Origin of the sequence: Dyadobacter sp. BHUBP1 (assembly GCF_050587785.1) — a bacterium.
Lineage (GTDB): Bacteria > Bacteroidota > Bacteroidia > Cytophagales > Spirosomataceae > Dyadobacter.
Genome location: NZ_JBOBIH010000002.1, coordinates 166,787 through 183,365, shown reverse-complemented (window position 1 = coordinate 183,365; position 16,579 = coordinate 166,787). Strand labels below are relative to the sequence as shown.

The following is a 16,579-nucleotide window of genomic DNA, read 5'->3' as shown; positions in this document are numbered from 1 at the left end:
AATTTACATGTGGAAGCAAAATAAAGGCATTCTTCAAATAAAACTTCATGCTGCCCCGGTTTTGCGTCCGTTTCTTTTTGATTATCCCTAATTTTAACCTCCAAAATAAAAGCGCGTGCTTTCACCCTTTCAAACAAAGCACCGCACGAATGTTACCACAGGAAGTGATATGCAATTTTCTATACGCCGCGGATTACCCATACTGCTTTTTCTAATACAAATTCTGAATCACACGACTCAGGCCCAGGCCATTCCTGAATGGCAGGATCCGCAGGTAATCAGCATCAATACCGAAAAGCCCCGTGCCGATTTCTTCCCCTATACCACGGAAAAAGCGGCGTTAGCCATGGACAAAAAAGGCCCGTTCGTGCAGTCGCTGAATGGCACCTGGAAATTCAAATGGGCGCAGCATCCTTCGAAAGCGCAACTTAATTTTTTCGATCCTAAAATTTCCGACGCAGGCTGGGATAATATACCGGTTCCATCCAACTGGCAGGTCGTGGGCGCGCGCGAGGGTCGTAAATACGACCGTCCGATTTTCAGCAATATCAAACACCCGTTCAAAGCCACCCCGCCGCGGATTACGGCTGATACCAATGCAGTGGGCATGTATCGCACTACATTTACGGTCGCAGATGTAAAGGATAAGCAGATATTTCTCCATTTCGGCGGCGTACAATCGGCTTGCTATGTATGGCTGAATGGCGTCGCCATCGGTTACCATGAGGATGGCATGACGCCATTCGAATTCGATGTGACGGAAGATGTGAAAGTCGGAGTAAACAATCTGGCCGTCGAAGTGATCAACTGGTCAGACGGCAGTTATTTGGAGGATCAGGACTACTGGCGGCTCTCAGGCATTTTCCGCGATGTAAACCTGCTGCTTTTACCTAAAGTGGTATTAACCGATTACTCAGTCAGGACGATTCTGGACGCCAATCATGAAAATGCAACGCTGAAATTGAGCGCCTATGTCAAGAACTTCGGACAGCAGTCCATTCACGCTCATCAGGTGCTTTTTACATTATATGATGCTTCCAAAAACGTCGTTACCACGCCGGTGAGCCAGATGATCGGCACGCTCGAAATGGGCAAAGAGGGGGCAGTACGTGCCGAAATGCCGGTTCCTAACCCCGCCAAATGGAGCGCCGAAATGCCGAACCTGTACACGTTGACGGTCCAGCTCATGAATTCCGACGGTAAGGTCCTCGAAGCGACTAGCCAGCGCGTGGGATTCAGGGATGTGAAGATTAAAGGCGGCCAGCTATTGGTAAATGGCAAGGCGATAACGATTAAGGGGGTCAACCGCCACGAATTCGACCCGGAAACCGGCCGCGTGATCAGCCGTGAGTCGATGATCAAAGACATTACCTTAATGAAGCAGCACAATATCAATGCTGTGCGAACTTCGCATTACCCCAATAACTCCGAATGGTACGACCTCTGCGACCAATACGGCCTGTACGTGATGGACGAGGCGAATATCGAAAGCCATGAACTTTGGAGCAAAAACATGATCCTGGCTGATAACCCGCAATGGCGCGCGGCGTTTCTGGCGAGAGGCAATGCGATGGTCGAAAGGGACAAGAACCACCCGTCGGTGATTATCTGGTCGCTGGGGAATGAGTCCGGAATGGGGCAGAATTTCCTGGATATGGGCGACTTCATCAAACTCGCCGACCCTACCCGGCCAATTCATTATGAGGGAAGAAAGGATTACAAACCGACGACACTCAGCAATTTCGATATTGTTTCAGTCATGTACCCTTCCACGCAGGACATGATCGAGTTGGTCAAAAAGGACAAAACCCGCCCGCTCATCGTATGCGAATACGCGCACGGGATGGGCAACAGCATCGGTAACCTGAAAGAATATTGGGACCTGATCGAAAAATACCCAACCATGCAGGGCGGCTTCATCTGGGATTGGGTCGACCAGGGTCTAAAACTGAAACGTGCTGATGGCACCGAATACTGGGATTATTTCAACTACATCGACGGCGCCAATGCCGGCGACGGCCTCGTGAACCCTGATCGTACGCCCCAGCCCGAGCTGAATGAGGTGAAGAAAGTATATCAATATGTGAAGTTTGAAACGCCGGACACGTTGAAAGCCGGTGTAAAGAATATCATTTTACACAATGCCTACGATTTTCAATCGCTGCACGGTTATGAACTGGTATGGTCGCTGATGGAGAACGGGAAGCCTGTGGGCAAAGGCGGAAGCATTGCCAACCTGAATGCATTGGCACACCAGAAACAGCAGATCACCATTCCTTACGAACTCCAGGCTTCGACAAAACCCAATGCCGAGTATTTTCTAAACCTCAGTTTAAGATTAAAAGAAGCGACACTCTGGGCTCCGAAAGGCCACGAAGTCGCCTGGCATCAGGTACCCGTGGTGAAACCAGCTGCCCCGCGCCCGAACCTCAGCCTGTACGGCGAGCGCCCCCTCCGCATTGTGCAGATTACCGCCGCCCGCGTACAGATTTCGGGACAGGATTTCACCGTGGTTTTCGACAAAAACGCAGGCCGGATGATTTCTTTTAAAAACAAACGGGAAGAAATGCTCGAAAGCGGTCCGTATGCCAATTTCTGGCGCGTACCAACCGATAATGACGAAGGCGGCGGTGCAAAAAGCTATGCTGCCCAATGGCGCAACTTCGGCCTCGATACATTGGAGCGCATTTCTTCAGAGATGAAAACCCAGCGATTGACCGCCCAAATCTACAAGGTGACGCTCAACCAGACATTGAAACAGCCCAAAGGTGAAATGGATGTGCAATCGGTATACATGGTTTATGCCTCGGGCGACATTCATATACAAAACACATTTACACCGCGAGGCGAATGGCCGCCGCTGGCCAAAGTGGGAATGCAACTGAGAATGCCCGCTACATTTACCAAAACCCAATGGTATGGCAACGGCCCCCACGAGACTTATGCCGACCGCAAAACGAGTGGAAAAACAGGCATTTACGCCGGCACAGTAGCTGAACAGCATTTCCCGTACATTACTCCGCAGGAAAATGGAAATAAGACCGGCGTTCGCTGGGCTGCGGTGACCAATGCCGAAGGAGCCGGATTGCTGGTGCTGAGCGATACCGCATTCAATTTCAACGTCCATGATTATACGGACAAAGACCTGCTCGCCGCCAAACGCCGGGCAGCGATACTGAGCCGCGGCATTTCGACGGTAGTAAACATAGACCTCGCGCAAATGGGATTGGGCGGTGACGATAGCTGGTCCCCACGCGTCCACGAGGCATATCTGCTGCCCGCAAAACCGTATTCCTACTCATTCAGACTGAGACCGATCGAAAGCACTTCAAATATCGAGCAGATCGCAGCGGTGCGCTTACCTTACGTGGATCAAAAGGAGACCAGCGAGGCCGTATCCATAACCGAAACGGCTGTTCCGACCGAAGAAGCTGTAAGCGAAGACGAGGAAGAAGAAGCCGTAGCGGCCCCGGTTCGCAAGACGACCGTCAAAAAAGCACCGGTACGGAAAAAGCCGGTGCGAAGAAAACCTGCCCGTCGTCGTCGCAGGAGATAATGAAAAAGACTTGGCAAGTTCAAGAAAGGCTTACCAAGTCTGTAACACCCCACAGTTTTAATAAAGACCCGGCGAATGCTTAAATGTTGCCGGGTCTTTATCATTTTTTAGGCGACAGTGCATATTGCGCCTTCACTTTGATTACCTGCGCGATTTTGACGAAAACCACACTCGGCACTTCGATCTTGTGGTCCACCAGCGCTACTTCGAAATCGGAACTGATCGTGATCTTTCCGCCCTCGATCTTCATTTTCCCTTTGATCGTCCGCTCCCTGGTAACGCCGTGAACCGTGAATTTCCCGGTCGCCGACACATCGTAATCGCCGTTTTTGGTGTAATCCTGGGCCTTATCTACCTTTCCTGAAAACGTAGCTGTCGGATATTTCTCCGATTCAATATAGTTTTCATTGAAATGCTCCTGCATCAGCTTATTGGGAAAAGAAAAGTCCCGCATGTTCATCCGGATCGCTATCTCGTTGTTGGCTGTATTCAGGATCACTTGTGACTTTTTATTCTCCGCTTCAATATTCTCCAAAGGAGTCGACGCTGAGAATTGCGTGTTACCGCCCGAAGTGGCAAACATTTGTGCAAATGCGGTCCCGGAAAGCAAAGCGGTACTGAACATGGCCAGGCAGGCCACGCGAAAAAAATGCAGTTTCATAGTCTGGATCAGTTTGGCTGCTTCTTGTTCTTCTTGTCAAAGCTGAATGTACGGGAAATGTTGAACCCGTAATGGATATCCCCTTTGCCCCAGCTGCCGGTGGTTTCGCCGATGAACTGTTTCTCGATCATGCCGAGGGAGTTGGTAAAATGCAGTTGGAAAACGTGCCCGCCGGTTTCGATATCGACGCCGAACGACATGGAATCGTGGTAAGGGGCTGTCAAAGTATTCTTTTCCCGAGCGGTATAGAAATATTCACCGTTCAATGAGACGCGTTTCGAGAGCTTGAAACGGCCGCCGATACCTACGGCAAAGAGTACTTTTTCGTCACCTGTCACGTCCGGCATAGTGCGGTACAGATAGGTTGGCGACAGTTGCAGCGACAAGCGCTCCCCGAATTTCCGCGCTACCAGTACCTGGGCGGAGTAATACAGTTTATCCTGAAAATCGCGCTCCTTATCCACCGTGGCTACGCCTGTTCCACCGAACAATGTCACCGAAACCGGGATATTACGTGCGCCGGTGCTTTGTTTCAGTAATTTATATTTACCAAAAAAATCATACACCTTCTGCGACGTGCTGCGGCCCACTCCGATCATCAGATCGTCCGTCAACCCGTATTCGAAGCCGAGCCGCATCGTAGCCTGATCGAGCCCGAAAAATTGGTAAGCGCCTGAGTTCAACTTCCCGAAACGGTGCGAAATGCGGAAATCGAGATGCTTCTTTTTCATCGTTTCCACCGATTGGCCATTCACCACGCGGGTCGATTTGAAAGTGGCGCTGACCGGAACGGTTTGCGCACTGTCCTGTTTCGACAACTCGTTCAGCAAGTCGTCCTGCGCATATAATACTGTTGATGAACCCATCAACATCACGAGTAGGCGGAGTACTTTCATAGTCAGTTCTGATTAAGCTTTCACCGTTAAAGTATTGCCGTCGGAAGAAACGGTTACATTATACGTTTTAAGCGGAGTCGTGGCAGGACCATTCGTCACCGCCCCGGCAGTGCTGAATGTAGAACCATGAGTCTGGCAGAAAACGTCGTTGGACGATGACCTGTATGCAACCGGATTTCCCTCGTGAGTGCAAATTTTGCTCAAAGCCACATAGCTGCCTCCGCTCGTTTTGGCTACGAGCACATCCCCGATTACCTTACCGATACCAGCCGTTTTCAGCTCGTCGTAGGGAGATTTGGTCATGTCAACCGTGAAATTGATAGCCGTGCCGCTTGTAGTGCCTGTTATTCCGCTGCCGCCGGTACCCGGATCTGGATTCGGATTAGGATTCGGATCATCGTCTTTCGATCCGCAGGCCGTCATAGTGGTGCCGAGGCAATAGAATGCCATTAACGTTGAGGTACTGAGCCCAAGACTTCTTAGGAATTCGCCTCTTTTCATGCTTCCTTTTTCAATTGAGTTCATAGTAATAATAAATTAATTAGAAGATACAATTCAGCGATAATGTGGGCATAGTGCTCACTTGAAAACAGGGGTGTAGCGCACCGATAGCCAGAGGCCCGTAGTAATGAGGTTCACTTTTCCATAGCCGACGCGTTTGAGCGGCATCCGGATAGAAGGCTCTGCGAGGAGCGATAGTTTACGGGATATTCTGTATTCGTAGCCTGCTGAAATATTGGCATGACTCAGCCAATACCAGCCGGTTTCCCCATTCCAACCCCGTCTTGTCTGCGCATTAGGGTCGTTAGGGTCGATGTAATAGTATTTATATTTCTCACTATTCATATGGTAGGATGAAAAACCACCTGTTGCAAACCAACGCGACCTTTCACCCAGCGCAATATCATAGCGCACATTCAGGGGTATTTCCAACACTTTACACACACCGTCTATTCCGCTCAATGCCAGCGGCGGGTAATAACCATGCTTGGGTAACTGATAAGCCTCCGCGGGTGCATAGTAATCCTTCCTGCTCCAAACCGCGCCGCTTTGCAAATACAATCTTGGTAAAACCGAATACTCCACCAACAGCGACACCGACGTTCCGGGCTTTGAAAAATCCTTCAATCCTACCGTGCTCAGGTCCGGCGAATAACCAAATCTGAACGCCATCAGCGGCCGGTCATCTGCGGACATGGACGATTGCCTCGGCGTAGGCCCGGCCGCAACCTCCTGCTCTGGCGCGGAAACCCCGGGCAGTGGCAACACATTCCATTTCAACGCCTTACTATCCAATGCGGATGCAGGAATCAATGCGCGGTCCCGTACATCTGCTTTTGTCAACGATTCACCAGCAAGTGCCGGCTGTATCTCCGTCGAAGCCGCATTGCCGTCCTGCCGGCCCGTTGCTTGCGACAAGGACGTCTCCCTGCCTTCCGCTTTTGCATTGTTTTGAATAGAAAGAGCCCCGTCGCCTCCTTCCACTCTTGAGCGGTTAGGCTCTAAGAACACTCCGCCTGCCTTAGATTGGCTCCGGGGCAATGGTTTTCTGCCGTTTTTACCAACAGCAGCATTCAACTCTGATTTTGAGGAAGATTTACCAGCTTCTTTTGCACTGGCTTTTAGTTTACTACCAATACCTTTTTTGCCATTACCAGCAACTTTATTTCTCTCAGCAACCAATTCTTTTGCATTATCCACAGTCAGCTTTCCTTTATCAACACCCGCAGCCGTTTTTAAGGCTTCCTCTTCCAAATCTCCCGGCTTTCTGACAACACCTGACTCACTGACAATATCTGACTCGCCGCTACCGTCCTTCACGCCTCCATCCTCCACTACCCCTCTCTCGCTTCCTCCATCCTCCCGCGCTACTTCATGCTCCGGTTTCAACGTAACATTCCTTCCTCCTTCCTCCTTTCCTCCCTTCTCCCCTTCCAGGGAATAAAGCGCAATCCCCGCCGGTATCAGCAACGCCAGTACGCCCAGCGGCCACCATTTCCGCCACCATCCGGCCGGAGTTCTTCCATCCTGCTTGTCGAGTCGTTTCCGCAGGTCATTCCAGTCATCGGGTTCGTATGTCGGATCAAGCTCTTCTGATGACTTTCTGAAGAGCTTGTCCAGTTCGTCATCTGGCAACTCTATCATAGTCGTCAATTTTAATCTTGGATAACATGTCTCTCAACTTTTCCCTTGCACGCGACAAATTGGACTTTGACGCCCCAACTGAAATATTCAGCTGTTCTGCAATTTCTTCGTGTGTGTAGCCATCAATGACCGACAAACTGAATGCCAGCCGGTACGCCGGTGTCAGGCGCTGGATCAGTCCGACCAGCTCGTCATGTGAAAGCTTGCTGATAACCGTTTCGTCTACGGACACCTGTTCCGCGACTTCCACGTCGTCGAAAACATCTCTGCGAACTTCCTGTCTGTAATGATCGAGGGCTGTATTAATCATGATTCTGCTCAACCAGGTTTTAAATGGTCGGCTTGCATCGAAACTTTCGAGCTTCGTGAAAACCTTCATGAATCCATCGTTGAGTATTTCTTTCGCCTCTTCCCGGCTGCGTGTATAGCGCAAGCAAATGCTCATAGCATAGCCGTAGAACTGCTTGTACAACAGCTCCTGACTGCGGCGGTTTTTCTGTAAACAGCCGTCGAGTAGTTCTTGAAGAACGGCGGAGTTATACTCGGGCATGCTATTTGCTTTTTTAACCTATACGAGGGAATCCGGCACAGGGTTGCCTGGGGTTTGCAAGTTTTTTACAACATTTTTACGCCGGCAAAAAGACACATCGTCCGTTCATTGAAAAATTAGGAATTTTTAACGACAATCGCACGTAAACTTGGCGTTAATGCCTCCCGGAACCCGCCCTGCGCGGGTGGTCCTGCCCGGGTAGTCCCGCCCGGATGGCTTTGAAATAATGCGTACTTTTGCAGGCTAACTATCGAATGTTAATCAAAGCCGGATTAAAACTGGTTTCCGGTGTACCTTATATCCAATGGCCAATAATGAAACTGGCAAAACCTTGCCCGGCAAGGAAACCCCCTCTCCATTTGCCGTAAAAAAAATCAGGTGGGAAGGATTAAAAATCACGCTCCGGCTTTTGCGTTACCTGCGGCCCTATCGCTTGATGTTCGTGGCGGGGATGCTGTTCCTTGCATTGTCGACCGGCACGTCCCTTGCATTTCCGAAACTGGTGGGAAGCATTATCGAGGTCATTGAGGGCAAATCGCGGTTTACGATCAATCAAATCACCGTGCTGCTTTTCGTAGTCCTGTTTGGTCAGGCCATATTTTCGTTCTTCCGGATCTATCTCTTTTCCAAAGTCAGTGAAAAGGCTGTCAACAACATCCGGCTCGACGTTTTCAGCAAGATTATCACATTGCCTGTCCCATTCCTGGAAGAACGTCGCGTGGGCGAGCTCACCAGCCGCATTACTTCCGATGTTTCACAACTGCAAGGTTTGCTGTCGTTCACGCTCGCAGAACTCTTCCGGCAGCTGGCTACGCTGATCGTCGGAATGTCCATTTTGTTTTATACTTCCTGGAAGCTGACGCTTTTCATGCTCGCGACGGTACCTATACTGGGCGTGGCTTCGGTATTCTTCGGGCGTCACACACGCAGGCTCTCCCGCAAGGCGCAGGACCAGCTTGCAGCGGCAAATGTCGTGGTGGAGGAAACCTTGCAATCGGTGAACGTCGTAAAGGCATTTACCAATGAGCCACTGGAAATCAACCGCTACCGGACGATTCTGGATCGGGTGGTGGACCTTACATTGTATGCGGCGCGGTTTCGGGGTGGGTTCGTATCATTTATCATTTTCGCCACATTCGGCGGGATCGTGGGTGTAGTGTGGTACGGAGCCGCATTAGTGCAAGCTGGCGAGTTCGGTCTTTCGGATTTATTCACATTTATTCTTTACACCACTTTTATCGGCGCGTCGATCAGCGGAATGGGTGATTTATATGCCCAAATCAGCCGCACGGTGGGTGCGTCCGAACGCATCTTCGAGATCCTGGGAGAAACGCCCGAGGTTTCGGTGGATGAGGCACAAAATGCAGTGGCAAGTCATGTGGAAGGCCGCGTGACTTACGAGGACATTCATTTTGCCTATCCTTCGCGTCCCGATTTGCCAGTTTTGAAAGGCGTTTCACTAGATGTGCAGGCAGGCGAGAAAATCGCTTTGGTAGGATACAGCGGTGCAGGTAAATCCACCATTGTACAACTCCTGATGCGCTTTTACGAATATCAGTCAGGTGAAATACTCGTCGACGGCAAGCCGGTGAGGGAATATGGCCTTTCGGCATTAAGGAAAAACATCGCGATCGTGCCGCAGGAGGTGATGCTTTTTGGCGGGACAATCTACGAGAACATTGCATACGGAAAACCTTCCGCCTCTCGTGAAGCCATTATTGACGCAGCCGAGCGCGCCCATGCGCTGGAATTTATCGAGTCCTTTCCCGAAGGATTTGAGACCATCGTCGGCGAGCGGGGTATTAAGCTTTCCGGCGGCCAGCGGCAGCGCATTGCCATTGCAAGGGCTATTTTAAAAGATCCCAAAATTCTCATTCTCGACGAAGCGACCAGCTCGCTCGACGCGGAATCCGAAAAGCTCGTGCAAGTCGCATTGGACGAACTGATGAAAAACCGTACAACGATCGTGATCGCCCACCGCCTGGCTACTATCCGGAAAGTCGATATGATCTATGTCCTTCGAGAAGGCCGGATCGCTGAGTCGGGAACGCACCAGGCATTGAGCACTATTCCTGATGGCCTGTACGCCAACCTCATCAAACTCCAATTTGAAAACGTTGAAACCCTTTCATGAAAAGCACTGAAACATCCCGCTCCGAATCACGCACATTTTTTCAAGCCCAAAAAGAAAAAGCGGCCATAGCGGAACAAAGGGAGCATGAAAGATTTAAAAATATAGCCCTGCTGCGACTGGCTGCATTTGCAGGCATGGTGGTGCTGGCGGTAGTCTGGAACAAAACGGGCGTCGCCCATTGGGGAATAGGGATATTGGTATTGCTCATAATCTTCCTTATCCTGATGCGGAAGCAACAGGAAGCCCGTAGCCACCGGAACTTTCAGCGAAACCTCATCGCCATTAATGACGATGAACTTGCCCGCCTCGATCTCCGTTTCAAAAGACCCGAAACCGGCTCGGAATTCCGCGAAAAAGACCATAATTATTCCGATGATCTGGACATCTTCGGCGAATTTTCCCTTTTCAAACTCCTCAATCGCAGCCGCACCGCCGAAGGAAGCCGCCGGCTTGCCAATTGGCTCAAAAATCCAGCCAACGCAACCGAGGTAGGGCTCCGGCAAACAGCCGCCACCGATTTCAGCCATCACCCCGAGCACATCCAGCAATGGGAAGCGACCGCCTTGCTTCACGCGCACGCAGCCAAGCACGTGGGCGAATTTCAGGAATGGATCGTTGAACCATTTCCCGCGCCATTGAGAAATGCATTGCCATTGCGCTGGTACCCTTTGCTGACACTTTTGATCGCGATATTGTATTTCGCAGGCATCCTACCAGGCATTGTTGTGTTCGTCAGCCTCGGAATCCATCTTTTCATATTGGGCCGCTACGCCGAATTTGTGAAACTACTCGCCAACCGCACGACATCGATGGGACAGACGCTCACCGCTTATTCGGATTTGTTGAAAAAAGCGGAACATGCACCGTATGAGTCGACGTGGTGGCAAACAAGAAAGGCGAAGATTACCGGCTCTTCGGCCGCATTGGCGAAAGTGGGCAACCTCTTCGAAAAACTGGATTACCGCAACAATCCTTACTTCGCCATTTTCATAGGCATTCCCACACTCTGGGATATGCATTGCCTCGCCAGCCTCGAAGACTGGAAGGCTGTGCATTACCAGCACCTCACCGACTGGCTCGACGTATTGGCCGACACCGAAGCAATGAACAGTCTGGCCGGTCACGCATTTGCCCATCCGGAGTACATTATTCCCGCTGTCAATCATGTCTCTGAAGTTACCATCGCCGCCGCTTCGCTCGGCCATCCGCTGATTCCCGCGGCAAAGCGGATTAGTAACGATTTTGCCATGCAGGGTACGGGCAAGACAATACTGGTTACAGGCTCGAATATGTCTGGGAAAAGTACTTTTTTAAGGACAATTGGTTTAAATCTCGTACTCGCGCAAATGGGCGCGGTTGTGAGCGCCGGCGCATTCGCTTGCTCGCCTGTGCGGGTATTCAGCAGCATGCGCACGCAGGACTCGCTGGAAGAAAGCACTTCTTCTTTTTATGCAGAATTAAAAAGGCTCCGGAAACTCCTTGAACTGGCCGACGAGCAGGCTCAAGCACCTGTTTTCTATTTACTGGATGAAATTCTCAAAGGTACCAACTCCGCCGACCGCCACCGGGGTGCGGAGGCGCTGATTCGGCAGCTGCATGCCAAAAAAGCATCAGGTATGGTATCCACCCACGACCTCGAACTAGGCGAGTGGGGCGCTACCGAGCCTTACATTCACAACTTCCATTTCCGGTCGGATGTGGAAAACGGCCAGCTGCATTTTGATTACCGTTTGCACGAAGGGATCTGCCGGAGTTTCAATGCCTCGGAACTGATGCGGATGATGGGCATTGCTATTGGCCCCGACAAAACCCCGCTTGCACACTGATACCGGGCATTTGTACGGTTGTTTGCGGATTTGCGTAACTTTACTGTTTACATTTACGTTTAAAACACTGATCCGGTAGCGGAAGTCGAACTTTTTTGATTAACAATTAACCCGTAACGATTACAAAACCTGAATGGAATTACAGAAAGCATTGGAAATATTGATCATGGCAGGGCAGCTTATCCTGGGCCTGTCGATCCTGGTGGGGTTGCATGAGTGGGGGCACATGGCCGCCGCAAAATTGTTCGGAATGAGGGTTGAAAAATACTTTATAGGCTTTCCTCCTAAAATTTTCAGTTTTCAGAAAGGCGAAACAGAATATGGCATAGGCGCTATCCCGCTGGGCGGGTTTGTGAAAATTTCCGGGATGATCGACGAGTCGATGGACACCGAGGCGATGAACCAGGAGCCGCAGCCGTGGGAATTCCGCTCGAAACCGGCCTGGCAGCGGCTGATCGTCATGCTCGGCGGTATTATCGTGAACGTGGTCGTGGGTATCGTCATCTTCATTGCAATCGCGTACCACGACGGCAAGCAGTTCCTTTCGATTAATGAGGTAAATAAATATGGTATCGTGGCCGGCGAACTGGCACAGGAAATCGGTTTGAAAACCGGCGACAAGATCGTGCGCGTCAACGGCAAACCTTTCACGGATTTCAGCGACGTGATCAGTTCGGAGGTTTTCCTGGGAAGCAACAGTTCTTACACCGTCGACCGCAACGGCCAGGAAGTGCAGATCGAGATCCCTAACAATTTCATTGAAAAACTGTCCGACCCTGATGAGAAACGCAATTTCATCCGCGCGATCGAACCTTTCAAAATCGGTGAGCTGATTCCGGGAATGCCTGCCGAAAAAGCGGGCATGGAAGTCGGAGACAAAATTACGTCGATCAACGGCACGCCTATCCGTTTCTTCCATGAATTGCAGACCCAACTTGAAAAGCTGAAAGGCAAGGAAACTACATTGGTAGTACAACGCGGTGCGGAACAGAAACCCTTGAAAGTGGCCGTAACCGAAGACGGTACGCTCGGTTTCTATCCAGAAACCCTGCTCGACTTCACAGTCGTTCAATATACTTTCGGCGAAGCGGTGGTCATTGGCACGGAAAATGCCTTCGGTGTGGTGTATAACAATATCAAAGGTTTCGGTAAAATATTCCGCGGGGAAGTGTCTGCCTCCAAAGCACTGAGCGGACCGATCGGCATAGCACGTATGTTTGGTGGCGTTTGGGATTGGGGCCGTTTCTGGCAGCTGACCGGCTTGCTATCGATGGTGCTCGCATTCATGAATGCATTGCCTATTCCTGCATTGGACGGCGGCCATGCGGTAATCCTGTCCTATGAAATCATCTCAGGTCGCAAGCCTTCCGACAAGTTCCTCGAAAACGCCCAGAAAGTAGGAATGGTACTCTTGTTGGGCCTGATGGCATTCGCCATTTTCAACGACGTATGGAAAGCGGTATTTTAAAAAGAGGGAGGAAAGGGAGAATGGAGGAAGGGGAGGAAAGGAATGTATTAGTCAGGAGGTCAGGAAGGTCATTTCGCTTTCCTGACTTTCTGACTTTTTCCTCTTCCCTTTCCTCCTTCCTCCCTTTCCTGCTTTCCTCCCTTTTCCTACTCACGTCCTTCAAACCGAAGCACGATTACCACGTTTCAGTGACGCAAATGCAATACAATGTGTCGTCGCGATCGTTCGAAGTAAGTATCCGGATATTTACGGATGATCTTGAAAAAGCATTGTCGGAAAGCCACTCCAGACAACGATTCGTGATCAAGGACAATGATCAAAATGATCGCTTCGTTGAAGAATACATTCGTAAATCATTTGTCTTGACAGATAGTCAGAAAAAAAATGTCCCTATCAAATATGTCGGAAAAGAACAGGAAGCGGATGCAACGTGGGTGTATCTCGAAATCCCTTTCCAGGGCGCTTTGAACGGCTGTAAGCTTTTGAATGTTACGCTTATGGAAGTTTTTGACGATCAGGTCAATATGACGAATCTTAAATTCCAGTCCGAAAAAAGGACGTTTTTATTTAAAAAAGGACAGACTTCTCACCTGCTGTAACTGGTCTGTGACCGCTCATAAAAATGCATGACATAATGTGTAGTGGCACGGCTATTTTGTTTTATAATGCCTTTCTTTTGAAAGTCATTATTTATATATTGGGAAAAGATTATCTGTCAATTTGACAGAATGCCTATGAAATTTGAACCTTCTGATCTATATAGCCGGCTGCTGATGTCCGATTCGGACATGGATAGCCTTGAAATCGTTCCTCTTGGTGGCCCCGACGGCTCTGACGAGCCTTTTGAACTTCCAAATGAATTAGCGATACTTCCGATCAGGCAAACGGTGCTCTTCCCGGGGATGGTGATTCCCGTGACAGTCGTGCGCCAGAAAGCCATCAGGCTTGTTAAAAAGATATACCGCAACTCCGATATCAATCAGCGTATTCTCGGTGCCGTCACTCAGGCTATTCCAAACAAGGAAGATCCTACCGCTGAGGATCTTTACAATATCGGTACCGTCGCTCAAATCCTGAAAATGATCACCTTGCCGGATGGTAATGTGACGATCATCGTGCAGGGGCGTCAGCGTTTCGAAATCAAAGCCATTGTAAACGAGGAGCCTTACCTGACCGCCGAAGTGCGGCCTATCGAAGATTCTTTTGTGGGCCCTACCAAAAAAGAAGCGAAAGCACTGCTGCAATCGCTTCGTGACGGTGCGCACAAGATCATGCGCCTGAACCCTGAGATCCCGCAGGAAGCACGCATTGCGCTGGACAACATCGAAAGCCCGATCTTCTTGATCCATTTCCTGTCGTCGAACATCAATGTCGAGATAGCCGATAAGCAAAAATTGCTTGAAGAACGTAACGGTCACAAGCAGGCTACGCTTTTGCTGCAATACATGATGCGCGAAATCGAAATGCTGGAATTGAAACGTGAAATCCAGACGAAAGCAAGCTCGGATATCGACCAGCAGCAACGCGATTATTTCCTTCGCCAGCAGATCAAAGTTCTGCATGATGAGTTGGGAATGGACAGCCCCGAGCGCGACCTCGACGAAATCCGCCTGAAAGCCAGCCAGAAAAAATGGTCGGAGCCGGTGAAAGCCCATTTCGAAAAAGAACTGGGCAAATTGCAGCGCGTTAACCCAATGGCCCCGGAATACCCGGTAACGATGAATTACCTGGAAACACTGGTAGATTTGCCCTGGGGACAATATACCAAAGACAATTTCGACCTGGTAAGGGCACAGAAAATCCTCGACGCTGACCATTTCGGTCTCGAAAAGGTGAAAGAACGCATTATCGAATACCTGGCGGTGTTGAAACTGAAAGGGAATTTGAAAGCGCCGATCCTTTGCCTGTACGGCCCTCCGGGTGTCGGCAAAACTTCACTCGGCAAGTCCATCGCGAAGGCATTGAACCGGGAATATATCCGTATGGCGCTCGGTGGCGTGCACGACGAAGCCGAAATCCGCGGGCACCGCAAGACGTACATCGGTGCAATGCCGGGTAAGATCATCCAGAATATCAAAAAGGCAGGTTCTGCCAATCCGGTGTTCATCCTCGATGAAATCGATAAGGTGAGTTCCGATTATCGCGGCGATCCTTCTTCCGCATTGCTGGAAGTACTCGATCCCGAGCAGAACTCGTCGTTTACCGACAACTACCTCGAAGTAGAATACGACCTTTCGAAGGTGCTTTTCGTAGCCACCGCCAACTCGCTCGATACCATTCACCCCGCATTGCGCGACCGGATGGAAATCATCGAAATGACCGGCTACACGATCGAAGAAAAATTGCAGATTGCGAAACGTTATCTCGTTCCGAAACAACGCAAAGATCATGGTTTGAAATCGACCGATGTGAAGATCGACGATGCCGCATTGCTGAAAGTGATTGAAGGCTACACCCGCGAGTCGGGCGTGCGCAACCTCGAGCAGAAGGTAGGCACTGTTATCCGAAAGATCGCAAAATCGGTAGCAATGGAGCAGGATTATCCTAAGACCGTTAAAGCCGACCAAATCGAGAAGTACCTCGGCGCGGAGATTTTTGATAAGGATTTGTATCAGGACAATGACTTCGCTGGCGTTGTGACGGGTCTCGCCTGGACTTCGGTAGGTGGTGAAATCCTGTTCATTGAAACGAGCCTGAGTCGTGGGAAAGGCGGGCTGACATTATCCGGCCAGCTGGGCGACGTGATGAAAGAGTCGGCGGTGGCTGCGTTGTCATACCTCAAAGCTAACGCAGAAAGGCTGGGTATCGATTACCGCATTTTCAATCACTACGATCTTCACGTACACGTACCTGCCGGCGCAGTACCCAAGGACGGGCCTAGCGCGGGCGTGACGATGGCCACTTCCATGGCTTCGATATTTACACAACGCCGCGTGAAACCTTATATCGCGATGACGGGTGAGATCACCTTGCGCGGAAAAGTACTTCCGGTAGGTGGTGTGAAAGAAAAAATCCTCGCTGCACGCCGCGCGGGAGTAAAAGAGATTATTCTCTGTGTGAAAAACCGCAAGGACGTGGAAGAAGTACCTGCCAATTACATCAAAGACCTGACTTTCCATTACGTGGACCAGGTGGATGAAGTGCTGGGGATTGCGCTCCTTCCCGAAAAAGTGAACAACCCGATGAACTTCGTTTTCCCCGATGAAAAGAAAGAAAAAGAGGAAAGCGGATATGTTACCATGACGGTTTAAACCAGACTTGAAAATATGCAAAAGAGGTACCGAAAGGTGCCTCTTTTTGTTTAGGGGTTATGCTTTCCAAACGGCGTCATATTGTTAAACCT

General features: G+C 50.2%; 11 protein-coding genes. 6 read left to right on the top strand and 5 right to left on the bottom strand.

Annotated features, from left to right (window positions below):
• Positions 1–169: 169 nt before the first annotated feature.
• Positions 170–3,556 (top strand): glycoside hydrolase family 2 TIM barrel-domain containing protein, encoded by a 3,387-nt coding sequence (locus tag ACQ4MZ_RS07520; protein ID WP_430844007.1) that lies wholly within the window; start codon positions 170–172, stop codon positions 3,554–3,556.
• A gap of 100 nt (positions 3,557–3,656) precedes the next feature.
• Here ACQ4MZ_RS07520 and ACQ4MZ_RS07515 read toward each other — a convergent pair whose 3' ends face one another.
• Genes ACQ4MZ_RS07515 through ACQ4MZ_RS07495 form a run of 5 tightly spaced genes read right to left on the bottom strand, consistent with a single transcriptional unit; the run spans position 3,657 to position 7,808 of the window.
• On the bottom strand, positions 3,657–4,217 hold the full coding sequence (locus tag ACQ4MZ_RS07515; protein ID WP_430844006.1) for a YceI family protein: 561 nt from the start codon (positions 4,215–4,217) through the stop codon (positions 3,657–3,659).
• 8 nt (positions 4,218–4,225) lie between these two features.
• On the bottom strand, positions 4,226–5,113 hold the full coding sequence (locus tag ACQ4MZ_RS07510) for a DUF5777 family beta-barrel protein (RefSeq protein ID WP_430844004.1): 888 nt from the start codon (positions 5,111–5,113) through the stop codon (positions 4,226–4,228).
• A gap of 12 nt (positions 5,114–5,125) precedes the next feature.
• Positions 5,126–5,638, bottom strand: coding sequence for a ubiquinol-cytochrome c reductase iron-sulfur subunit (locus tag ACQ4MZ_RS07505; protein WP_430844002.1), 513 nt, complete (start codon positions 5,636–5,638; stop codon positions 5,126–5,128).
• Positions 5,639–5,692: 54 nt separating this feature from the next.
• Entirely contained in the window at positions 5,693–7,258 is a 1,566-nt protein-coding gene (locus ACQ4MZ_RS07500; RefSeq protein ID WP_430844001.1) for a hypothetical protein, read from the bottom strand.
• Complete coding sequence (locus tag ACQ4MZ_RS07495; RefSeq protein WP_430843999.1) at positions 7,239–7,808, bottom strand: RNA polymerase sigma factor; 570 nt, start codon at positions 7,806–7,808, stop codon at positions 7,239–7,241. The genes ACQ4MZ_RS07500 and ACQ4MZ_RS07495 overlap by 20 nt, the downstream gene beginning before the upstream one ends.
• 304 nt (positions 7,809–8,112) lie before the next feature.
• Between ACQ4MZ_RS07495 and ACQ4MZ_RS07490 the strand changes: the two genes are divergently transcribed.
• The 5 genes from ACQ4MZ_RS07490 to lon all read left to right on the top strand — a co-directional run bounded on the left by ACQ4MZ_RS07490 (position 8,113) and on the right by lon (position 16,487).
• Positions 8,113–9,942: an ABC transporter ATP-binding protein gene (locus ACQ4MZ_RS07490; RefSeq protein WP_430843997.1), complete on the top strand. Its 1,830-nt coding sequence runs from the start codon at positions 8,113–8,115 to the stop codon at positions 9,940–9,942.
• Positions 9,939–11,768 (top strand): MutS-related protein, encoded by a 1,830-nt coding sequence (locus tag ACQ4MZ_RS07485; protein WP_430843995.1) that lies wholly within the window; start codon positions 9,939–9,941, stop codon positions 11,766–11,768. The genes ACQ4MZ_RS07490 and ACQ4MZ_RS07485 overlap by 4 nt, the downstream gene beginning before the upstream one ends.
• A 151-nt stretch (positions 11,769–11,919) precedes the next feature.
• Entirely contained in the window at positions 11,920–13,236 is a 1,317-nt protein-coding gene (rseP, locus tag ACQ4MZ_RS07480; RefSeq protein WP_430845346.1) for an RIP metalloprotease RseP, read from the top strand.
• Positions 13,218–13,835: a DUF6702 family protein gene (locus ACQ4MZ_RS07475; protein ID WP_430843993.1), complete on the top strand. Its 618-nt coding sequence runs from the start codon at positions 13,218–13,220 to the stop codon at positions 13,833–13,835. Before rseP ends, ACQ4MZ_RS07475 begins: the two co-directional genes overlap by 19 nt.
• A gap of 135 nt (positions 13,836–13,970) precedes the next feature.
• Entirely contained in the window at positions 13,971–16,487 is a 2,517-nt protein-coding gene (lon, locus tag ACQ4MZ_RS07470) for an endopeptidase La (RefSeq protein ID WP_430843991.1), read from the top strand.
• Positions 16,488–16,579: the final 92 nt, after the last annotated feature.